The organism is Streptococcus didelphis DSM 15616, from assembly GCF_000380005.1.
GTDB classification, from domain to species: Bacteria; Bacillota; Bacilli; order Lactobacillales; family Streptococcaceae; genus Streptococcus; species Streptococcus didelphis.
Window position 1 is genome coordinate 1 of the sequence record NZ_KB904188.1, and the last position, 21,770, is coordinate 21,770.

The following is a 21,770-nucleotide window of genomic DNA, read 5'->3' on the forward strand; positions in this document are numbered from 1 at the left end:
AAGTTTAGCGATAAATGAAGCGGACTAATACTAATAGCTCGAGGACTTATCCAAAAAAAGTATGGTAAGTTTATTGACAATAAGGTAGCTTTCTTGATAAGATAGAGATATTCAATTTTGAGTGGATTACAATGCCGTAAGCCATTGAAAAGTTAAGTGACGATAGCCTAGGAGATACACCTGTACCCATGCCGAACACAGCAGTTAAGCCCTAGCACGCCTGAAGTAGTTGGGGGTTGCCCCCTGTGAGATAGGGAAGTCGCTTAGCTTAGGTTTAATCCGCCATAGCTCAGTTGGTAGTAGCGCATGACTGTTAATCATGATGTCGTAGGTTCGAGTCCTACTGGCGGAGTAGTTAAGATAGGGGATCCTATCTTTTTTTTGTGGTGACAAGTGGAAAAAATAAAAAAAGTAGAAAAAATAGGGTGAACAGGACATTAATGTCATGTTCTTTTTTTAATGAATGGCTTATACTATAGAAAAATATTAAGGAAAGTGCAGAGGATGTTTCTATGTCTGATTTTGAGGAAGTTTTTAATTCTATAAAACCTATTATTTTAAAATTTAAGAAAATTTATTATATTCATCTATGGGATAATGATGACTGGTTACAAGAGGGAAGTCTGGTATTATATAAGCTTTTAAAAGAGGTTCCCGATATAAAAGATAACAAAGAAAAGCTCTTTTGTTATTTTAAGACTAAGTTTTCATCTTATATTAAAGATGTTATACGTTCACAAGAATCTCAAAAACGCCGTTTTAATAAACTTATTTATGAAGAAATTGGGGAAGTTTCCCATAGAATTGCAGAGAAAGGTATGGTCTTAGATGAATTTGTTGCTTATAACTCAGTATTAGAAGAAATTTCTTATCAATTAAATGATGAAGAAAGAGAGCAATTATCTGCTTTAATTAGAGGAGAAAGGTTTTTAGGAAGGAAAAATCTTTTAAGAAAATTAAAGCCATATTTTATTGACTTTCAACATCCCTTTTTCAAATGCCAGAAAAAAAATATTTGAAAAGAGTAATTTTCTTCCTATACTTACTTTTATTGAGCAATATGGTATAATAGATAGTAATAACTATTTTGGAGAAATAATGAGTATTGATGTTTACAGGCCGACCCATATGGTAGAGGCCGTTTATGACTTGAAAGCAAATGATTTAATTAGACATGGGATTACTGCTGTCTTAGTGGACTTAGATAACACACTAATTGCATGGAATAATCCTGATGGAACACCAGAGTTAAGAGCTTGGTTAGATGAAATGACTATTGCAGATATAAGTGTGGTGGTTGTTTCAAATAATAATCACAAAAGAGTTGAACGTGCAGTCTCTAAATTTGGGGTTGATTTTATTAGTAGAGCAATGAAACCTTTTTCAAGAGGTATCAATATGGCTATTGAGCGTTATGGCTTTAATCGTGATGAAGTTATAATGGTAGGTGACCAATTAATGACTGATATCCGTGCTAGCCATAGATCAGGAATTAAGTCTGTACTTGTAAAACCCTTGGTTAATTCTGATGCTTGGAATACAAAGATTAACCGTTATATAGAGCGTCTTGTTTTTGCAAAATTAGAAAAAGAATATGGTAAGTTATCATATAAAAAAGGAATTTAATGGAAGAATTATTTTGTATTGGTTGTGGGATAAAAATTCAGATTGAAGATGTGAAAAAGGCAGGTTATACACCACCAAAAGCTTTGGAAAAAGGCCTTGAAACAGGAGAATTGTATTGCCAGCGTTGCTTTAGACTTCGTCACTATAATGAAATTACAGATGTAAATATCACCGATGATGAATTTTTGAAATTGTTACATGAAGTAGGTAATAGTAAAGCATTAGTAGTAAATGTAGTTGATATTTTTGATTTTAACGGATCAATTATTCCAGGGTTACCTCGTTTTGTAGCAGGAAATGACATCTTACTGGTGGGAAATAAGAAAGATATCCTACCTAAATCTGTAAAAGATCAAAAAGTTACTCAATGGCTAAGAGAAAGAGCACATGATGAAGGTTTACGTCCTCTTGATGTTATATTAACAAGCGCCCAAAATAAATATGCTATAAAAGAATTAATAGAAAAACTTAATAGTCTACGTCAGGGAAGAGATGTTTATGTTGTAGGTGTAACTAATGTGGGGAAATCTACTTTAATTAACGCTATTATACAAGAAATTACTGGTACAAAGGATGTGATTACAACATCACGTTTCCCAGGTACTACCTTGGATAAGATAGAAATTCCTTTAGATGATGGTTCTTTTATTTTTGATACCCCAGGTATTATACATAGACATCAAATGGCACATTATTTATCTGATAAAGATTTGAGATATGTAAGTCCTAAAAAAGAAATTAAACCTAAGACTTATCAGTTAAACCCTGAGCAAACTCTATTTTTAGGTGGTTTAGGACGCTTTGATTTTATTAGTGGGAATAGACAAGGCGTAACAGCATATTTTGATAATAATCTTTTATTACATAGAACAAAGTTAGCGAATGCAGATAGCTTTTATAATAAGCATCTAGGTACTTTATTGTCACCACCAAACCTGGAAAATAAAGAAACATTTCCTAAACTTATTGCTCATGAGTTTACTATTGACTCTAAAGTAGATATTGTTTTTTCAGGCTTAGGTTGGATTCGTCTCAATACTAGTCATGACAGACCTCTTAAAATTGCTGCTTGGGCTCCTAAAGGAGTATCAGTGCTTATTCGTAAGGCGATTATATAATAGATTAAAGCTAGTTATACTAGAAAAATTAAGAATAGGAATTTAAGGTATGCTTACAAGTAAACAAAGGGCTTTTTTAAAGGCAGAAGCTCATCAACTCAAGCCAATTGTCCAAATTGGTAAAAATGGCTTGAATAATCCCATAAAAACGAGTATTCGTAATGCTCTTGATGCTAGAGAACTGATTAAAGTTACCTTGCTTCAAAACACAGATGAAGATATTCATTCGGTAGCTGAAACTTTGGAAGAAGAAATAGGCTGTGATACCGTTTTAAAAATTGGTCGGATATTGATTTTATATAAGGTATCTGCAAAAAAAGAAAATCGTAAATTGTCGCCAAAAGTTAAGGAAATTTAGAAATAGTTGCTACTTTTTAATAAAGGGGAATTTAGAAACTGAAAATTGTAAACTTTTGATAAAGACAACTAAATAGGGGATTATTACAATTAAGTAAACTGACAACTTTGGAGAATAGATGGCTTTAGAACTTTTGACACCTTTTACTAAGGTTGAATTAGAAATAGAGAAAAAAGATCGTAATAAAAAACAAATAGGAATATTGGGTGGGAATTTTAATCCTGTTCACAATGCACATTTAGTAGTGGCAGATCAAGTGCGTCAGCAATTAGGGCTAGATAAGGTTTTATTAATGCCTGAATATATTCCTCCACACATTGATGATAAAGAGACTATTGATGAAAATTATCGTCTAAAAATGTTACATTTAGCTATTCAGGATGTAGAAGGACTTGAATTAGAAACAATTGAGCTAGAACGTAAAGGAATTTCCTACACCTATGACACAATGAAGCTTTTAATAGATAAAAATCCAGATGTTGATTATTATTTCATTATTGGCGCTGATATGGTTGATTATTTACCCAAATGGTACCGTATTGATGAACTTGTAGAAATGGTTCAATTTGTTGGTGTTCAAAGACCTAAATATAAGGCAGGAACCTCTTATCCGGTCATTTGGGTAGATGTTCCTCTCATGGATATTTCTTCAAGCATGATTCGTCATTTTATAAAAAAAAATAGGCAACCTAATTATCTTTTACCTAAAAGCGTCCTTGACTATATAAATAAAGAAGGTCTTTATAAATGAACTACCATGACTATATTCCTTATAATCGTGATCAACTTTTAGCAAGAATTGCAGAGCAAATGAGTTCAAAGCGATTTGAGCATGTACTAGGAGTGGAAAAAGCAGCTATAGAACTAGCAGAGCTTTATGGATATGATAAAAATAAGGCTGGACTAGCAGGGCTCTTACATGATTACGCAAAAGAGTGTCCAGATAAACTCTTTATCGATTTAATTAATAAGTATCAGCTTTCCTCGGAACTCTTAAATTGGAATAATAATGTCTGGCATGGTATGGTTGGTATTTATAAGCTTCAAGAAGATTTGCAATTACAAGATAAAGAAATTTTGCGAGCTATCGAAATACATACAGTAGGGGCTGCAAAGATGACTTTACTTGATAAGATACTTTATGTAGCCGATTATATAGAGGAAGGCAGAGATTTTCCTTTAGTTAATCAAGCAAGGCAGATAGCTAAGGAAAGTCTTGATAAGGCTGTCGCATTTGAAACAGTGCATACAGTTGCTTACCTAGCTTCAAAAGCTGTGCCAATATATCCTCAAACCCTAGAGACCTATAATGCATTTTGTCACCATTTAAAGGAAGAAAAAAATAAGTTATGAAAAAAGAAGAACTTTTAGAAATTGTTGTTAAAGCTGCAGACGAAAAACATGCTGAAGATATCCTGGTACTTGATTTAGAAGGTATTAGCAGTCTGGCAGATTATTTTGTTATTGCTAGCGCTACAAATAGCCGTCAATTAGAGGCTATTGCAGAAAATATTCGTGAGAAAGTGAAGCAAATGGCTGGTAAGGCTAGTCATATTGAAGGGGACAGCTCAACTGGTTGGGTTTTACTTGACCTAAATGATCTCGTTGTCCATATCTTTTTAGAAGAGCAACGTCACCATTACAATCTTGAAAAATTGTGGCATGATGCACCAGTGGTTGATGTGTCAGCTTGTTTAGTCTAACAATGTAAGTTAAAAAACAGTCTATGAGGCTGTTTTAAGAACTGAGAATATTATTAATATGACAACTTATGAAACATTTGCTAGGGTTTATGATTCCATAATGGACGATACTCTTTATGATAAATGGACAAACTTTTCCTTACGTCACTTAACAAGAAGAGATAATGCTAAATTGTTAGAGTTAGCCTGTGGGACAGGTATCCAATCAATTCGCTTTAAGGAAGCAGGTTTTGACGTAACTGGATTGGATTTAAGCCAAGAAATGCTAGATTTAGCCCAAAAACGTGCACAAGCTGCTGGGTTAGAGATTCCTTTTATTCAAGGTAACATGTTAGATTTATCTCAAGTTGGGAAATTTGATTTTGTGACTTGTTATTCTGATTCTATCTGTTATATGCAGGATGAGGTTGAGGTGGGTGATGTTTTTAAAGAAGTCTATCAAAGTCTTAATGAGGATGGCATTTTTATTTTTGATGTTCACTCAACCTACCAGGTTGAACAGGTTTTTTCAGGATATTCTTATCATGAAAATGCAGAAGATTTTGCAATGGTTTGGGATAGTTACCAGGATGAGGCTCCGTACTCAGTGGTTCATGAGCTAACCTTTTTTATTAAAAATGAAGATGGTCGTTTTACACGCTATGATGAAGTGCATGAAGAAAGAACCTATGATATTTTAACCTATGATATTCTTTTAGAACAAGCAGGTTTTAAATCTTTTAAGTTATATGCTGATTTTGAAGATAAAGCACCAACAGATACTAGTAAGAGATGGTTTTTTGTGGCACAAAAATAGGTTATTGGCTTTATAAATAGTAATTAAAGAGGTTTATGATGAAAATTGCTTTACTGATTTATCCTCAATTTTCACTTTATGAAATCACCCCTTTAACAAGTCAACTAAGGTTACATTTTCAGCAGACGATTGATCTTATTGCCAGTCAGAAGAAACTTTATTCAAGTGAGGAAGGAATTCAGGTAATGCCCAATTATAGCCTATCTGAAATTGATTTATCTTCCTATCAGCTTGTTTTGTTAAGTGGAACTATGGCCCCTTTTCAAGCAGTAAATGATGAGGAGGTAATCACTGCTTTGTCAAAACTTGATCTTACAAAGATTGTAGTTGCTTCAATTTCTTCTTCTCCTTTGCTGTTAGCTAGGGCCAATTTGTTAAATGAAAGACAGTTTACGGGTGGACTGTATAGCAATTATTTTGGAACTTTTTCTTGGTTAAAAGAGGGTCAGTTCTTACCACGTCAGTGTGTCGTCATAGACAAAAATCTTATTACTGCAATTGGAAGCAGTCAAGCTGTAGAAATATTTACTAGGCTTGTATTAGCTAAGCTTAATTTTACAAAGGATTGGCCAGCATTGAGTGAAGAGGAAATCTCTTTTACTTTAGAAAAGAATGATTTTCAAAAGATGCTTGAAGATATGAAGAGAGATTATCCCAAATTGATTTAAGGAGGACTTGATGACTGTTACAGGAATAGTTGCTGAATTTAATCCCTTTCATAATGGTCATAAGTATCTTTTACAAGAGATTGATGGCTTAAAGATTGTCGCTATGTCTGGCAATTTCTTGCAAAGAGGTGAGCCTGCTCTTATTGATAAGTGGACTAGGGCACAAGTGGCTCTGCAAAATGGAGCCGATTTAATTGTTGAGCTTCCTTTTCTGGTTTCTGTACAGTCTGCTGACTACTTTGCTAAGGGAGCTGTTGATATTCTAACTAGGTTAGGAATTGAAAGACTAGCTTTTGGTAGTGAAGAGTTACTTGATTATCAGAACATTGCTTCTATTTATCAAGAAAAAGAAGAAGAGATGGCAAGGTTTTTAGCAAATTTATCTGATGAGCTCAGCTATCCCCAGAAAACTCAAAAAATGTGGGAACATTTTACGGGTATTAAATTTTCTGGACAGACACCAAATCATATTTTAGCTTTAGCTTATGCAAAGGCTAGTGCAGATAAGAACATCAAGTTACTACCTATTAAACGTCAAGGAGCGGGATTCCACTCCCAGTCCAAGGAGGAAGGACTTGCCTCAGCTACGGCCATACGAAAACATATTTTGGATCAGGAGTTTGTGGCTAAGGTAACTCCTTGTAGTAATTTACTTTTAGCTGCTCCACAGGTTAGCTGGGATGATTATTTCCAATTCTTGAGATATCAGATTTTAAGTCATCCTGATTTATCCAGTATTTTTCAAGTTAATGATGAATTGGCAAGCAGGATCTGCGCAGTAATTGGGAGGGTAGCGACCCTAGAAGAACTAGTGGAAGAGGTTTCTACTAAACGTTATACTAGGGCTCGAGTATGCAGGGTCTTGACCTATATCTTAGTAAGTGTAGTTGAGAGTCCTTTACCAGAAGCGATTCATGTGCTTGGGTTTTCTGAAAAGGGTCAGGCTCATTTAAAAAGTCTTAGGAAGTCGGTGCATTTGATTACACGGATTGGTTCAGAACCCTGGGATTCTTTAACACAAAAAGCAGATCAGATTTACCAGCTAGGAAATCTTCAATTAGCAGAGCAAAACTGGGGGCGAGTGCCTGTGAGACTGGCTTAAAAAGCCTTAGCTAAGTAGGTGATAATTTTTATGACTGTTAGCAGGATATTAATCAAAAAGAAAAAGGAGTTATAATGGCAGATTTAGATTTATTAGTCTGGACCTTTGTTTCAGAATGTCCTATTCCAAATGATTTACAGGATATTTTACTAGAGGGTGAAGTGGCTCATGCAGCTTATAAAACACTGAGAGATAGTGCTATTTTTACCAATAAACGTTTGATTGTAAGAGATGCTCAAGGCTTGACAGGTAAAAAAATTGAGATGTATTCTCTTCCTTATTCCTCAATTAATATGTGGTCAACAGAAAATGCTGGAACTTTTGATTTTAATTCTGAGGTGGAATTGTGGACAAGGGCAGGGCATTTTAAGATTAATTTAAAAAAGGAAATTGATGTTAGAAAGCTGGATCGTCTTATCGCACAGGCGTTGCTGACATAAAATAGATTATAGGCTTTTAGCTTAGTAAGTAAGGGATTAATCAGTTTAAGAAATGAGTTCCCTAATTCTACTAGCTCTGCTTTTAATTTCCATTTTACCAAATTACTGCAAAGTGCTATAATAAGAGAGTTAAGGATAAGTCAGCTCGGCTATTTATCCAAGGACTCATAAAAAAATTATAATTCAGAGGAGATTCCGATGGGACGTAAATGGGCAAATATTGTTGCTAAAAAAACTGCTAAAGATGGTGCTACTTCAAAAGTATATGCTAAATTTGGTGTTGAAATCTATGTAGCTGCTAAACAAGGAGACCCAGATCCAGAGTCTAACTCAGCTCTTAAATTTGTCATTGATCGTGCAAAACAGGCCCAGGTGCCAAAGCATGTTATTGATAAAGCCATTGATAAGGCTAAAGGCAATACAGATGAAACCTTTGTGGAAGGTCGTTATGAGGGCTTTGGTCCAAATGGTTCAATGATTATTGTGGATACTCTTACTTCTAATGTTAATCGTACTGCTGCTAATGTTCGGACTGCTTATGGTAAAAATGGTGGTAACATGGGAGCTTCGGGTTCTGTTTCTTATATGTTTGATAAAAAAGGGGTCATCGTTTTTGCGGGTGATGATGCTGATGCAATTTTTGAACTCCTATTAGATGCTGAAGTAGAAGTAGATGATGTTGAAGCTGAGGAAGGTACCATTACAGTTTACACAGCCCCAACAGATCTTCATAAAGGAATTGAAGCTTTACGTCAATCTGGTATTAATGAATTTCAAGTGACTGAGCTTGAAATGATTCCTCAATCAGAAGTGACGCTTGAAGGAGAAGATTTAGAAATCTTTGAAAAATTAGTGGATGCTTTGGAATCAGATGATGATGTTCAAAAAGTTTACCATAATGTTGCGGATTTCTAATAGTTTAAACTAGCTCTTTGTCAACTGTAATGGGTAGATGAAAGGCTAAGATCTGGAGAGTATCAGATTGGTACTCTCTTTTTTTGATGTTCAAGTTGATGAGAATTTTAGATTTGAAAGTGTTAAAGTTCCTGAAAGCAAAAGCTGCTCTTTAATGTCTTTTTTATAAGTTTATTAGGAGCTTCTAGCTTAGCGTTAGAATAGTGGAGTTCAAGGGCATTAGTGGTGTAGGTTCTCTATTATCTTATAGTATTTGCGATTCCAGAAAACCAAGCATTTTATAACTTCAATAAAAATGCTGTGTTGAAAGAGACGGCATAACTAGTTTTTAGTCAAGATTTAACTCGGAGAATGGGTTAAATCTTTTTTGCAGGTTACTTGTAAATTTTTAAGTTAGCTTGCTCGTAATGTGAGGGAGAGACCAGTAACTAGTTAAGATTACTAGTTTTGAGCTTGATTAAATATATCAAATTTTCTTAGAAAAGTGTATAATGATAAAGAGGTATCGCTTTCAAAAGATGAATATATATCATGATTGTAAATAAAACCAAAAACCCAAACTAAGTATAGACTAGAAAGAGAAGACAATGGCAAAAATACAAAGTAGTATTGATGAGGCTAGTAATTGTGCGTCAACTATTAGTAGCGCAGGCGCTGATGTTATGTCAGTCGCCCAAGCTACCAAAGATGAGACAACCACTTTGTCTGGTAATGCGACTGCTCACAGTAAGATTGATTTAGACGATATTACAGCCAAACAAATAGCCAACTCCATTAATAGTTTTGTGGGTTTAATTCATGGTACAGCAAATGCCTTTGCTAGCACCGATTCACGCTTAGGACAAATGATTTTTTTTAATATAACTCATCATGAATTGTCACAACTTGCCTTTGAGAACTTGTCTTATAAAGATAGTAGTGATTTAGATGAGATTCACTTGGACTTTAGACGCTTGAATGATTCTGTCACAGCAGATATTGAAGACTTTAAAAGAAATCTTCAAAGAAAAGAGAATGCCTTGATTGATCGCCGTGACAAGCTTTTCTATCAACGGCAAAACCTTTTGCAAGAACTTGAAAAAGAGAGAAGGGAGAAGTGAGATGGTTAAAATGGATTTAGGGTCCTCAACTTCTCAAGCAAGTTCTACAGCTACAATGACGGCTAGTCGTATAGCGGCATATGATGCCTTAATCAGTAGTTTATCGACTTTTTCTGGAGAAGCTAGCTTAAGTGGAGCCGCCTATGATAGTGCAAAAAGCTTTGCTTCTTCGGTTATGGTACCGATTATTCAGGGTGGGATTCTTTTATCAGAAGCTATCAGTCAGGCGATGAGTAAATTCCCCAAAAGCATAAATCACCTAAATAAAATGTTTCTTTTTGTGATACGTTTTTAGTATCACTGTGATTAAGTCTAGTTATTAGTATTAGCCTCTGGTAGATGATATAATGAGAATATATAATACTTTAGGGGTGAATGATGACATTAAAAAAATATGCAAGTCTAGTAGGTTTATTAGCACTTTCAACACTAATATTAGCAGCTTGTGGTACGGACAAATCTACTAGTAAAGATTCAGGAAAAAAAGATATTGTTTTTGCAACAGTAGGAACAACAGCTCCTTTTTCTTATGAAAAATCTGGTCAGTTAACAGGTTATGATATTGAAGTAGCAAGAGCTATTTTTAAAGGTTCAGATAAGTACCATGTAAGCTTTAAAAAGACAGAATGGTCTTCTATGTTTACAGGCTTAGACTCAAGTAAATATCAAATGGCAGGTAATAATATTAGTTTCACTAAGGAAAGATCTGCAAAATATCTTTACTCTTATCCAATGGGGACAACGCCATCAGTCTTAGTTGTTCCAAAAGATAGTGATATTAAATCATATGCTGATATTAAAGGGCATTCTACACAGGTGGTACAAGGAACAACGACAGCTGCTCAGCTTAAAGAATTCAATCAAAAAAATCCAGATCAAGCAGTCGAATTAAAATTCACAAATGAAAATATTACGCAGATGCTAGCAAATCTTAGCCAAGGAAAAGCTGATTTTAAACTATTTGATGGCCCAACTGTTAATGCTATTATTAAGAATCAAGGTTTAGATAATCTTAAAACAATTCCACTTGAAAGTTCAGAACAGCCCTTTATTTACTTTATTTTTAGTCAAGACCAAAAAGATCTACAAAAATATGTTAATAGTAGATTAGAAGAATTGACTAAGGACGGTACCTTAAAAGAGCTAGCTAAAAAATATTTAGGTGGAGAATATGTGCCAAAATCTAGTGATTTAAAAATACCAAATACTAAATAATAGATAGAGAAATCGGTAGTATGGACTACTGGTTTCTTTTTTAAACTTAACATATAGTTTTAAACTATATGTTTTCCTAAAAATTATCAATTTGAAAACTATATCATAATAAGATACAATAAGAAGATGAAAAATGAAAAGAGGATATTTAGATGTCATATAAGAAAATAATAAGTTTTATTGGGCTGGCCTTTGCTGCAACCTTATTAGTCGCATGTGGTAGTAAAACTGAAGAAAAAAATACCATTAGTGTAGGTCTTATGACCATGACTAAGTCTGATAAGGCAAGATGGGATAAAATAGAGGAATTACTTAAAAAAGAAAATGTTACCCTTAAATTTAAGGAATTTACAGATTATTCTCAACCTAATAAGGCTGTTGCTAATAAAGAAGTTGATATCAATGCTTTTCAACATAAAAACTTTTTAAACAATTGGAATAAGGAAAATAAAAAAGATTTAGTTGCTATTGCAGACACCTATATTAGTCCTATTAATCTTTTTTCTGGAACGAGTAAAGGGAAAGCAAAATATAAATCTGTATCAGAACTCCCTAAAGGAGCCCAAATCGCAATTCCAAATGATGCGACAAATGAAAGTAGGGCCCTTTATTTACTTCAATCAAGTGGTTTAATTAAACTAAATGTTGCTGGTGACAAGCTAGCTACCATTGCTAATATTACAGAAAATAAAAAAAATCTTGATATTAAAGAGATTGATGCTAGTCAAACAGCTCGTGCTTTAAGTTCAGCTGATGCTGCTATTGTTAACAATAGCTATGCGGTACCAGCAAATATTGACTACAAAACTTCTATTGCCAAAGAAAAAATAGATGAGAATTCAGATCAGTGGATTAATGTTTTAGTTGGTCAAAAGGGATGGAAAAATTCTAGCAAAGCAGATGCTATTAAAAAATTAGTCAAAGTGTATCATACTGATGCGGTTAAAAAAGTAATTAATAAATCATCAGATGGTGTAGACATTACTGCTTGGTAAAATATAGACAAAATTGGCGTGTTTAGAGCACGCCAGTTAGTTTTACTAAATTAAAAGCTTAACCTTTATGACCTTTAAAAACTTATATTATAATAAGCATTAGCGATATCATTAAAGAAGAAAAAATGAGGAGTTAAATAAAATCTATGAATGAAGCTATCATACAGTTAGATCATATTGATATTACCTTTAAACAAAAAAAGAATGAGATTAATGCAGTGAAGGATCTTACTGTCCATATTGAAAAAGGGGATATTTATGGGATTGTTGGTTATTCTGGTGCAGGGAAATCAACTCTAGTTAGGGTTATTAATTTATTGCAGATTCCTACAGCAGGCAAAATTACCATTGATGGTGATATTACCTTTGATCAGGGCAAGGTCCAATTATCAGCCAATGAATTACGACAAAAACGTCGTGATATTGGGATGATTTTTCAACATTTTAATTTGATGGCACAAAAAACTGCAAAAGAAAATATTGCATTTGCTTTACGCCATAGTCAGTTAACAGCCGCACAAATTGATGACAAAGTAACAGACTTACTAGAGTTAGTCGGTTTGTCAGATCGGGCTGATAATTATCCCTCCCAGTTGTCTGGTGGTCAAAAACAGAGGGTTGCTATTGCAAGAGCACTTGCAAATGATCCTAAGATTTTAATTTCTGATGAAGCAACTTCAGCTTTAGACCCTAAAACGACTAAGCAAATTTTAAGACTTCTGCAGGACTTAAATAGGAAATTAGGTCTAACTATTGTTATGATTACTCACGAAATGCAAATTGTTAAAGATATCTGTAATCGTGTGGCAGTTATGCAAAATGGTCAACTGATTGAAGAAGGCTCTGTGCTTACTATTTTTTCTCAACCATGTCAAGGCTTAACCCAAGAATTTATACGCACTGCTACAGGCATCAATGAAGCTTTGGAGAAGATTTACCAGCAAGATGTTGTCATCAATCTGCCAAAGAAGGCTCTATTGGCTCACTTAAAATATGCAGGAACTTCTACAGATGAGCCTATTTTGAATCAAATTCATAGACAATATGACGTAACGGCTAATATTTTATATGGTAATATTGATATTTTAGAGTTGGTACCCGTGGGTGAGATGATTGTAATTCTTGAAGGGGAAGAAGCAAACCTTGAAGCAGCAGGAACTGCTCTTGAAGTAGCGGGTGTTGAAGTGAAAATTTTAAAAAGAGGGATATAAATGATAGATTTAATAAGAGAATATTTACCAAATGTCTATGACTTAGGTTGGTCTGGTGATGCTGGGTGGGGCCTTGCTATTTGGAATACCTTATATATGACTATAGTTCCTTTTATTGTTGGAGGGGCTATAGGCTTGTTTCTTGGTTTGATGCTAGTCTTGATGGGACCAGGAGGGGTCATTGAAAATAGGCTTGTTTCTTGGATACTTGATAAGATAACATCCATTTTTAGGGCTATCCCTTTTGTAATTTTGATAGCTATTTTGGCTAGTTTGACCTATCTTCTCATGGGAACAACTCTTGGAGCTACAGCGGCTTTAGTACCTTTAACCTTTGCAACCTTCCCTTTCTTTGCTCGTCAGGTACAGGTAGTCTTTTCTGAACTAGATAAGGGTGTTATTGAAGCAGCACAGGCATCAGGGGCAACCTTTTTTGACATTGTCAAGGTGTATTTAGGAGAAGGTCTACCAGATTTGATAAGAATTTCTACAGTAACCCTTATTTCCCTTGTTGGAGAGACTGCAATGGCTGGAGCAATTGGCGCAGGTGGTCTAGGGAATGTAGCTATTTCTTATGGTTATAATCGTTTTAACAATGATGTTACTTGGGTAGCTACCCTTATCATTCTTTTATTGATTTTTACTATTCAATTTATAGGAGATCGCTTAACAAGAAGATTTAGTCACCGTTAATAATTATTAAAATATGGTGACTACTTATTTTGGCATAAAAAAACAAACTTTCTTAGTGGGAAGTTTGTTTTTGGTTTCTTTATTTTAGATAGCCTAAATAATCAAATTTTTCAAAAGTATGGTCATTAGCAATAGCAACAATAGTAGTATCAGCAGGAAGTGGTTCAAAGGGGTTAACATTCGGATTTAAATTTTTTTCTTTATTATTACGTGTGCCAATAATATTTAGTTCATATTTTTGTCGAACGTCTAATTCAGAAAGGGATTTACCAATCCAGGATTTTGGGATGGCAAAGTTAATCATAGAAATGCCGTGTTCTAAGTAAATGATACTTTCAATATGGTGTTTTAAAATGTTAGATGCGACACGTTTACCTGAGTCACGTTCAGGTGTGATAACTTTTGTAGCACCAATACCATAGAGAACTTCTTCAAAAGTTTTATTTTTAGCCTTAGCAATAATTGAGGGGACTCCTAGTTTTTTACAGTGCATGATTGATAAAACGGAAGCTTCTAAATTATTACCAGTTGCAATAACAACTGTATCACACTGTTCAATCCCTACCGCTAGTAAAAAATCCTTATCTGCCATATCTCCCACAGCAGCTTTAGAGACTAGGTTTGCAATTTCAGTAACATGGCTTTCTCTGATATCAATAGCGATAACATCTTGATTAAATTGGCTGAGCTGTCTAGCTACAGTACGTCCAAAAATACCCAAGCCTAAAACGCCAACAGTTTTTCTTTTTATCATAATAACTCCTTATCCCACAAGTATATTTGTGGCAGCATAGTGTATGGTTTTTTCTTTTCTTTGAATTAAACTTAGTAAGACGGTAATCGGTCCTACCCGTCCAATAAACATGAGTAGCATAATAATAATACGTCCAGCACTCGAAAGCTGTGGGGTTAAATCCATAGAAACCCCCACAGTACCAATTGCTGAAATGGCTTCAAATAGTAAAGCAATAGGATCTAGGTGGGATTCAAAGGTTAGTAAAAGAATATAACCAAGAAAGAGCACAGAAAAGAAAAAAATCAAAACAGACATAGTTTGTTTTATTGTCTTACTGGCAATAATACGATTATGGAAGGTTACTTCTGATTGACCAGAAAGTTCTGATTTCAGAAGCAAAAAGGCAATAGCAGCCGTTGTAACCTTAACACCACCAGCTGTTCCTCCTGGAGCCCCACCGATAATCATTTGAAACATATACAAAAAGTTAGTTGGAGCTAGAGTATCATTATAAGAAATAGTAGCAAATCCAGCTGTTCTCATGGTGACTGTTTGGAAGAAACTAACCATGAATTGTTGGAGGAGATTATAGTGACCAATTGTTTTAGGATTATCTTTTTCCATAAACCAGGTGATTAAGGTTCCTAATAAAAGAAGCGCACATGTTGTTTGTAGAATTAGACGGGTTTGATTGGAAAATTTCCTAAAGAAAAGCCCATAGCATTTCGGTTTTTCTAGGAAGAAGCGTTTGATATTATCAAATAAGTCACTCCAAACAGCAAAGCCTAGTCCCCCAGAAATGATAAGAATACTAACAATAATATTAATGGTTGGATTTAAGACGAAATCCTTTAGACTACTAGAACCAAAATTGTCAAATCCAGCATTACAAAAGGCTGATACAGCTAAAAAGAGACTATTAAAGATACCATTTTTGACGCCAAAACGGGGAATGAAGTCCGTTAAGATAACTAAAAAGGCAATGCTTTCCATGACAAAGGTTGTTTTGTAGGCAAAGAAGAGATAATCTTTTAAATTCCGGCTATCTTCTTTATTTAAGGCGGATTGTAAGAGGGTATGGCCCTGTAGATTAATCTTTTTTTTCAGGGCAAAGGTACTAATAGCAATCAGTGTCACTAAACCTAGTCCCCCAATTTGCATTAAAAGGATAGCTAAGGTCTGGCCAAAGCCATTATAAACATCAGAGATTGAAACAACAGAAAGACCAGTCACACATACCATTGAAACCGCATTAAAAAGATGATCCAGATAAGTTGTAGCTGGTCCATTTTGATAATGTGAAAAGGGCATAGATAATAAAATACTACCTATTAATATAACAAATGCAAAACTCAAGGTTAGCTGTCGTGTAACTGACCAGGGTTTCCTTGGAAAAAAATTCATTATTGCCTCGCGGTCTAATTTTTACTATAAATACCAAAAAAGAATAAAAATGCTAAATAGGGATAAGCTTAGTTTAGCATTTTGGGTATTTAGGTTAAAGGACTTTTTGCTGGAAGACCAGCTTTTCTGGGATACTTTCTAGGAGTTTCTTTTTTCTTCTCAACAATTGTGATATATCGGGAATCATCATTTGGTAGAGTGTAGTGGTGATTTTCAATAACTTGTGAAAAAAGTAATTTAAGAGCTTTTTCTGCGTCACTTAATTCCTGATCTACGGCCTGTGCCTTCAAGGCAATTAATTTACCCCCGATTTTTAGAAAAGGGATAGTAAGTTCTGATAAAATTTGCATTCTGGCAACTGCTCTGGCTGTTACAATGTCAAATTGAGAACGAAAAGACTTATCTTGCCCAAAATCCTCAGCTCTGCCATGATAAAAATGGACCTTGTCCAAATGCAGTTCCTCGGCTAGATGCTCTAGAAAAAGAATCCTTTTGTTTAGAGAATCAATAATGGTAACTTCTAGCTGGGGATAAATTATTTTCATGGGAATACTAGGAAATCCTGCTCCTGCGCCAATATCTAGAATATGGATATCTTGATTAGGAATATAAGATTGTAGAATTGGTGCTATAGAATCATAAAAATGTTTTAGATAAACATCATTTTCTTCAGTTATGGCAGTTAAGTTCATTTTCTTATTCCACTCAACCAATGTTTTGAAATAAATATCAAATTGTTGTTTTTGAACCTGATTTAATTCAAACCCTGCTTGCTCTAGAGCTTGATAAAATTCAAGGGGAGTCATAGTTTACCTCAAAGTTTAATTTTTATCTATTCTACCATAAAAAAGCGAAGAACAAAATCATTGATAGTTGTCTTAGGCAGATAGTTCAGGCTTGCTATTAAGATAGAAATTGCTATAATTAAATCACAATAACTAAAGGAGAATAGATGAATGGTTTACATGATTATACTGATTGTTTTGGCTTTACTTGTAATATGGCTGATTGCTAGTTACAATGGTTTAGTAAAAAGCCGCATGCATACAAAGGAAGCTTGGAGTCAGATTGATGTTCAATTAAAAAGAAGAAATGATTTAATCCCTAATTTAATTGAAACAGTAAAGGGTTATGCAGCTTATGAAGAAAAAACATTTGAAAAGATAACTGAACTTCGCGCTCAAGTAAGACAGGCTTCAACACCTGCTGAAACCATGGAAGCTTCTAACCAATTAAGTAAACAAATGGCTGGGTTACTTGCAATTGCAGAAAATTATCCCGAATTAAAGGCTAATACAAACTTTTTAAAATTACAAGATGAATTAACCAATACTGAAAATAAGATTTCTTATTCTCGTCAGTTATTTAATACAACAACTTCAAATTATAATACAAAACTAGAAACTTTCCCAACCAATCTTGTCGGAAAAATATTTGGTTTTAAAGCTAGCCAATTTTTACAAACTCCCGAGGAAGAAAAATCAGTTCCTAAGGTTGATTTTAACTTTTAAAGAGAAGAGACTAAGATAGACAGGAAAAAGAATGCTTTATAATCAAATATCACAAAATAAACGTAAAACAGTCTTCTTGCTTCTGGTTTTTTTCCTATTGCTTTCTGCTATTGGGGCTGCGGCTGGTTATTTACTAGTGGATAGCTATCAATTGGGAATTGCCATTGCTTTAATTGTAGGCGCTATATATGCTTTTAGCATGATTTTCCAATCAACAGCTGTGGTTATGCGAATGAATAATGCGCGTGAGATTTCTGTCGATGATGCTCCTGATTTTTTCCATATCGTAGAAGATATGGCTATGGTGGCGCAAATTCCTATGCCCAAAGTCTACATTATTGATGATCCCTCTTTAAATGCTTTTGCTACCGGGTCTAGTCCACAAAATGCAGCTGTAGCCGCAACAAGTGGTCTTTTACAACTAATGAATAGAGAAGAGTTAGAAGGTGTTATTGGGCATGAAGTGAGCCATATTAGAAATTATGATATTCGGATTTCAACTATAGCTGTGGCCTTAGCTAGTGCCATTACCTTAATTACAAGTGTAAGTAGCAGGATGATGTGGTATGGTGGTGGAAGCAGAAGGCGAAATGATAATCAAGATAAGGATGGATTAGGAGCTATCATGCTTGTTTTTTCTATTTTATCATTGATTTTAGCTCCTTTAGTAGCTAGCTTGGTTCAACTAGCAATTTCACGTCAAAGAGAGTATCTGGCCGATGCTAGTTCTGTTGAATTAACAAGAAATCCAGAAGGTATGATTAAGGCTCTAGAAAAGTTGGATCACTCTCAGGCTATGAAAAGTCCTGTTGATGATGCTAGCGCAGCCTTATACATTAACGAGCCAAGGAAGAAAGAAAAAGTATCTTCATTATTCAGTACACATCCGCCAATCGCTGATCGTATTGAAAGATTAAGACATATTTAAGGGTTTAAGTTTTGCTTAAGCTCTTGTTTTTATTATATAATATAATTAAATTGTCAAATATTATATGCTACCCTTATTTTGAGGAAAGCACTAGATAATTAGCAGTAGGCAAATTCTTAAGGCCATTTAATGATTATCTTTTCTAATAAAAGAGTTGACAAACGCTTGAAATAATAGTAAAAATTTAATTAAAGATTTATTAGGGGAAAATATGATATTTATTTCAGAACTGAAAAAGAAACACGAGGGCATCAGCTTTGATGAAACTTTCGATATTAAAGTTAAATTAATAAAAAGAAATCCAGAAATCATTGATATTAAGGATCTCAAGGCAAGTGGTAGTCTTGTTTATAAAAATGGCTTGTTCTTTTTGAACTATCAGCTTTTGTATACTTTAGTCTTACCTTCAAGTCGTTCAATGAAAGAAGTTCACTTAAAAGAAGATCGATTTATTGAAGAAATATTTGTAGAAGAAGGGAATCTCACTTATAATTCTGATTTGGTGGATGAAGAACTTGTTTTGCTCCTAACCAAAGATTATATTGATTTGGAAGAAAGTATCATTGATAATATTCTTTTAGCCATTCCCTTACAAGTCCTAGCTCCTGATGAGGAAGAAAAAGAAGACTTGCCAAGTGGACAGGACTGGGTTGTAATGACTGAGGAACAATATCAAGCACTAAAGGAAGAAAATCAAAAAGAAAGTAATCCTTTTGCTAGCTTAGAAAATCTTTTTGATGAATAAAACTGAATATTTAAGAAAATTGTAATTTTTTAATTGTATTATTGGTCTAATTTTGGTATACTTTACTCAATCTATGCTTAGTATGTCAAATTGGTTTTATCAGGAGAAAGTGCATTGTTATCTTACTTTGACTTACTACTAATAAATCCATAGACATAAAAAATTAAATGAACTAGCATTCGTTAAATAGTCAAACTGATAGCGAATGAGATAAGGAACGGTACTTATGACAAAGAAAATTTTGATCGTTGAAGATGAAAAAAATCTAGCAAGATTTGTCTCACTTGAACTTCAACATGAAGGCTATGAAGTAACAGTAGAGGTTAATGGTCGTGAAGGCCTAGAAACAGCTCTAGAAAAAGATTTTGATTTGATTCTATTGGACTTAATGTTGCCTGAAATGGATGGTTTTGAAGTGACACGTCGTCTTCAGACTGAAAAAACAACTTATATTATGATGATGACTGCGCGTGATTCTATTATGGATGTAGTAGCAGGGCTTGACCGCGGTGCAGATGATTATATTGTAAAACCATTTGCAATTGAAGAATTGCTAGCGCGTATCCGTGCTATTTTCCGTCGTCAAGATATTGAAACAGAAAAGAAGACTCCTAACCAAGGTATTTATAGAGATTTAGTGTTAAACCCACAAAACAGGTCTGTTAATCGTGGAGATGATGAGATTTCCTTAACTAAACGTGAATATGACTTGCTTAATATTCTCATGACCAACATGAATCGTGTTATGACGCGTGAAGAGTTGTTATCTAATGTTTGGAAATATGATGAAGCAGTAGAAACAAATGTTGTAGATGTTTATATTCGTTACCTACGTGGGAAAATTGATATGCCAGGCAGAGAATCTTATATTCAAACTGTCCGTGGCATGGGGTATGTTATTCGCGAGAAATAAATATGTTAAAAAAGAGGCGCATTACAAAAAAGTATAAAAGGTCCCTACCTATACGTTTATCCAATCTATTCTTTATCCTCTTTTTCTGTATTTTTTCTTCCTTTACTTTGATCGCTTATTCTTCTACTAATTACTTTTTATTAAAAAAAGAAAAGCAATCTCTTTATCAAACTGTTAATTTAGTTAGAGTTCGTCTGTCTGAGGTGGACTCTAATTTTACATTTGATAACTTAGCTGATGTCTTATACCAAAATGACAAGACCAGCTTAAGGATTAATTCAACTAGAGGTACTGAATTAATCAAAAGTAAACGGGATTTGACAAATATTCTTGATACAAAGCAAGAAATTTATATCTACAATCTTGATAAGAGGATGATTTTCACAACTGATGATCAGGAAGATTCCGTAGAGTTAGAAGGTCCTATTGATAGGGTTTTTAAGGATGAAGTTGTTAACCAGTATAGGGGCTTTTCCATTATACGGAAAGTATATTCTAAAAACACAGGGCGACTAATTGGTTATGTCCAAATCTATCAGGATTTAGAAGACTATTTCTTAATAAGGACACGTCTTTTAATCTGGCTCATCTTTGTTGAACTTTTCGGAACCTGTCTAGCTTATTTGATTATCTATTTTTCAACTATAAAATTTTTGAAACCCTTAAAAAACCTTCATGGTGTTATGAGTAATATTTCAGATAATCCTAACAATCTGGCCTTGAGGTCACATATTAGATCAGGAGATGAAATTGAGGAGTTATCCCTTATTTTTGATACCATGCTTGATAAGGTGGAAAATTATACTAATTTACAGTCTCGCTTTATTAGTGATGTCAGTCATGAGTTAAGGACACCTGTCGCTATTATTAAAGGTCATATCGGCCTTCTCCAGCGTTGGGGTAAAGATGACAGTGAAATACTTGAAGAAAGTCTAAATGCAACTGCTCATGAAGCAGATCGTATGGCTATCATGATTAATGACATGCTTGATATGATTAGGGTTCAAGGAAGCTTTGAAGGGCATCAGGATGATGTTACAGACTTAGAGAGCTCTATTGAGACAGTTATTGGTAATTTTAAAGTTTTAAAAGATGATTTTGTCTTTGATTGGCAAATAAGAGACACAAAAACTCTAGCTAAGATATATAAAAATCACTTTGAACAGGCTCTGATGATTTTAATTGATAATGCTATTAAGTATTCTCGGGTAGAAAAAGTAATCTCAGTAGAATTAGAAGTTGATCATGAAGCTGAACAGGCTATTGTCAAGGTCAAGGACCGTGGTGAAGGCATTTCACAAGAAGATATTAAACATATCTTTGAACGTTTCTATAGAACTGATAAGTCTCGAAATAGAACCAGCACTCAAAGTGGGCTTGGTATTGGTTTATCCATTTTAGAACAAATTGTTGAAGGTTACCAATTGTCTATGAAAGTAGAGAGTGAGATTAATCAAGGGTCTACCTTTATTATCTACATTCCTTTGGCTCAAACAGATAAGAACTAGTCGATTTAATATTGGCTAGTTTTGTTTTTAACTGATTTAGTGATGATTTTAATAGGTCAAGAAGTGAAACTATTTAATATTCTTT

General features: G+C 34.2%; 26 protein-coding genes, 1 tRNA gene, 1 rRNA gene and 1 pseudogene. 25 read left to right on the plus strand and 4 right to left on the minus strand.

Annotation, left to right across the window (positions count from 1 at the left end):
- Positions 1-152: 152 nt before the first annotated feature.
- The 14 genes from rrf (at position 153) to A3GU_RS0100075 (ending at position 8,726) form a co-directional block, all read left to right on the plus strand.
- Positions 153-268, plus strand: a 5S ribosomal RNA gene (gene rrf / locus A3GU_RS0100010).
- Between the two features lie 10 nt (positions 269-278).
- Positions 279-352: transfer RNA gene (locus A3GU_RS0100015), tRNA-Asn, on the plus strand.
- Between the two features lie 160 nt (positions 353-512).
- Entirely contained in the window at positions 513-1,019 is a 507-nt protein-coding gene (locus tag A3GU_RS0100020; RefSeq protein ID WP_018365479.1) for a hypothetical protein, read from the plus strand.
- 79 nt (positions 1,020-1,098) lie between these two features.
- The gene (locus tag A3GU_RS0100025; RefSeq protein WP_018365480.1) at positions 1,099-1,626 is read left to right on the plus strand and encodes a YqeG family HAD IIIA-type phosphatase; all 528 of its coding nucleotides are present in this window, start codon (positions 1,099-1,101) and stop codon (positions 1,624-1,626) included.
- Positions 1,626-2,744, plus strand: coding sequence for a ribosome biogenesis GTPase YqeH (gene yqeH, locus A3GU_RS0100030; protein WP_018365481.1), 1,119 nt, complete (start codon positions 1,626-1,628; stop codon positions 2,742-2,744). The genes A3GU_RS0100025 and yqeH overlap by 1 nt, the downstream gene beginning before the upstream one ends.
- A gap of 49 nt (positions 2,745-2,793) precedes the next feature.
- Positions 2,794-3,102: a ribosome assembly RNA-binding protein YhbY gene (gene yhbY, locus A3GU_RS0100035; protein WP_018365482.1), complete on the plus strand. Its 309-nt coding sequence runs from the start codon at positions 2,794-2,796 to the stop codon at positions 3,100-3,102.
- A gap of 118 nt (positions 3,103-3,220) precedes the next feature.
- Positions 3,221-3,853, plus strand: a complete 633-nt coding sequence (locus tag A3GU_RS0100040) for a nicotinate-nucleotide adenylyltransferase (protein ID WP_018365483.1) — start codon at positions 3,221-3,223, stop codon at positions 3,851-3,853.
- Complete coding sequence (gene yqeK, locus A3GU_RS0100045) at positions 3,850-4,455, plus strand: bis(5'-nucleosyl)-tetraphosphatase (symmetrical) YqeK (protein ID WP_018365484.1); 606 nt, start codon at positions 3,850-3,852, stop codon at positions 4,453-4,455. Before A3GU_RS0100040 ends, yqeK begins: the two co-directional genes overlap by 4 nt.
- Positions 4,452-4,805, plus strand: a complete 354-nt coding sequence (rsfS, locus tag A3GU_RS0100050) for a ribosome silencing factor (protein WP_018365485.1) — start codon at positions 4,452-4,454, stop codon at positions 4,803-4,805. Before yqeK ends, rsfS begins: the two co-directional genes overlap by 4 nt.
- Positions 4,806-4,863: 58 nt before the next feature.
- Positions 4,864-5,601 (plus strand): class I SAM-dependent DNA methyltransferase, encoded by a 738-nt coding sequence (locus tag A3GU_RS0100055; protein ID WP_018365486.1) that lies wholly within the window; start codon positions 4,864-4,866, stop codon positions 5,599-5,601.
- Positions 5,602-5,636: 35 nt separating this feature from the next.
- Positions 5,637-6,269, plus strand: coding sequence for a DJ-1/PfpI family protein (locus A3GU_RS0100060; RefSeq protein ID WP_245537470.1), 633 nt, complete (start codon positions 5,637-5,639; stop codon positions 6,267-6,269).
- Between the two features lie 10 nt (positions 6,270-6,279).
- Complete coding sequence (locus A3GU_RS0100065) at positions 6,280-7,371, plus strand: nucleotidyltransferase (RefSeq protein ID WP_018365488.1); 1,092 nt, start codon at positions 6,280-6,282, stop codon at positions 7,369-7,371.
- A 74-nt stretch (positions 7,372-7,445) separates the two neighbouring features.
- Positions 7,446-7,811, plus strand: a complete 366-nt coding sequence (locus tag A3GU_RS0100070) for a PH domain-containing protein (RefSeq protein ID WP_018365489.1) — start codon at positions 7,446-7,448, stop codon at positions 7,809-7,811.
- 198 nt (positions 7,812-8,009) lie between these two features.
- Complete coding sequence (locus A3GU_RS0100075; RefSeq protein ID WP_018365490.1) at positions 8,010-8,726, plus strand: YebC/PmpR family DNA-binding transcriptional regulator; 717 nt, start codon at positions 8,010-8,012, stop codon at positions 8,724-8,726.
- Positions 8,727-8,771: 45 nt separating this feature from the next.
- On the opposite strand, the pseudogene A3GU_RS10335 reads toward A3GU_RS0100075, so the two are convergent.
- Positions 8,772-8,962, minus strand: a pseudogene (locus A3GU_RS10335) (transposase); the annotation flags it as partial.
- A 351-nt stretch (positions 8,963-9,313) separates the two neighbouring features.
- On the opposite strand from A3GU_RS10335, the gene A3GU_RS09860 reads away from it, so the two are divergent.
- The 6 genes from A3GU_RS09860 (at position 9,314) to A3GU_RS0100105 (ending at position 13,940) form a co-directional block, all read left to right on the plus strand.
- Positions 9,314-9,826, plus strand: a complete 513-nt coding sequence (locus tag A3GU_RS09860) for a TIGR04197 family type VII secretion effector (protein WP_018365491.1) — start codon at positions 9,314-9,316, stop codon at positions 9,824-9,826.
- Between the two features lies 1 nt (position 9,827).
- On the plus strand, positions 9,828-10,121 hold the full coding sequence (locus tag A3GU_RS0100085; protein ID WP_018365492.1) for a hypothetical protein: 294 nt from the start codon (positions 9,828-9,830) through the stop codon (positions 10,119-10,121).
- Between the two features lie 83 nt (positions 10,122-10,204).
- A complete protein-coding gene (locus A3GU_RS0100090) occupies positions 10,205-11,041 on the plus strand; it encodes an amino acid ABC transporter substrate-binding protein (RefSeq protein WP_018365493.1) in 837 nt (278 codons plus the stop codon).
- A gap of 152 nt (positions 11,042-11,193) precedes the next feature.
- Positions 11,194-12,036 (plus strand): MetQ/NlpA family ABC transporter substrate-binding protein, encoded by an 843-nt coding sequence (locus A3GU_RS0100095; protein ID WP_018365494.1) that lies wholly within the window; start codon positions 11,194-11,196, stop codon positions 12,034-12,036.
- A gap of 146 nt (positions 12,037-12,182) precedes the next feature.
- On the plus strand, positions 12,183-13,247 hold the full coding sequence (locus A3GU_RS0100100; protein ID WP_018365495.1) for a methionine ABC transporter ATP-binding protein: 1,065 nt from the start codon (positions 12,183-12,185) through the stop codon (positions 13,245-13,247).
- Positions 13,248-13,940 carry a methionine ABC transporter permease gene (locus tag A3GU_RS0100105; RefSeq protein WP_018365496.1) on the plus strand — a complete coding sequence of 231 codons (693 nt, stop codon included), beginning with the start codon at positions 13,248-13,250 and terminating at the stop codon, positions 13,938-13,940.
- Between the two features lie 79 nt (positions 13,941-14,019).
- On the opposite strand, the gene ktrA is transcribed toward A3GU_RS0100105, so the two are convergent.
- The 3 genes from ktrA to rsmG form a co-directional block, all read right to left on the minus strand.
- Positions 14,020-14,694: a potassium uptake transporter gating subunit KtrA gene (gene ktrA, locus A3GU_RS0100110; protein WP_018365497.1), complete on the minus strand. Its 675-nt coding sequence runs from the start codon at positions 14,692-14,694 to the stop codon at positions 14,020-14,022.
- A 9-nt stretch (positions 14,695-14,703) separates the two neighbouring features.
- Positions 14,704-16,080 (minus strand): potassium uptake transporter channel subunit KtrB, encoded by a 1,377-nt coding sequence (gene ktrB / locus A3GU_RS0100115; RefSeq protein ID WP_026216396.1) that lies wholly within the window; start codon positions 16,078-16,080, stop codon positions 14,704-14,706.
- Positions 16,081-16,169: 89 nt separating this feature from the next.
- Positions 16,170-16,886: a 16S rRNA (guanine(527)-N(7))-methyltransferase RsmG gene (gene rsmG / locus A3GU_RS0100120; RefSeq protein ID WP_018365499.1), complete on the minus strand. Its 717-nt coding sequence runs from the start codon at positions 16,884-16,886 to the stop codon at positions 16,170-16,172.
- A 150-nt stretch (positions 16,887-17,036) separates the two neighbouring features.
- Between rsmG and A3GU_RS0100125 the strand changes: the two genes are divergently transcribed.
- From A3GU_RS0100125 to A3GU_RS0100145, 5 genes are all read left to right on the plus strand, one after another.
- Entirely contained in the window at positions 17,037-17,591 is a 555-nt protein-coding gene (locus A3GU_RS0100125) for a LemA family protein (protein WP_018365500.1), read from the plus strand.
- A gap of 31 nt (positions 17,592-17,622) precedes the next feature.
- A complete protein-coding gene (htpX, locus tag A3GU_RS0100130; protein ID WP_018365501.1) occupies positions 17,623-18,519 on the plus strand; it encodes a zinc metalloprotease HtpX in 897 nt (298 codons plus the stop codon).
- Positions 18,520-18,730: 211 nt separating this feature from the next.
- On the plus strand, positions 18,731-19,264 hold the full coding sequence (locus tag A3GU_RS0100135; RefSeq protein WP_018365502.1) for a YceD family protein: 534 nt from the start codon (positions 18,731-18,733) through the stop codon (positions 19,262-19,264).
- 226 nt (positions 19,265-19,490) lie between these two features.
- The gene (covR, locus tag A3GU_RS0100140; protein ID WP_018365503.1) at positions 19,491-20,177 is read left to right on the plus strand and encodes a two-component system response regulator CovR/CsrR; all 687 of its coding nucleotides are present in this window, start codon (positions 19,491-19,493) and stop codon (positions 20,175-20,177) included.
- 2 nt (positions 20,178-20,179) lie between these two features.
- Positions 20,180-21,685 (plus strand): HAMP domain-containing sensor histidine kinase, encoded by a 1,506-nt coding sequence (locus A3GU_RS0100145; RefSeq protein ID WP_018365504.1) that lies wholly within the window; start codon positions 20,180-20,182, stop codon positions 21,683-21,685.
- The last annotated feature ends 85 nt before the right edge of the window (positions 21,686-21,770 follow it).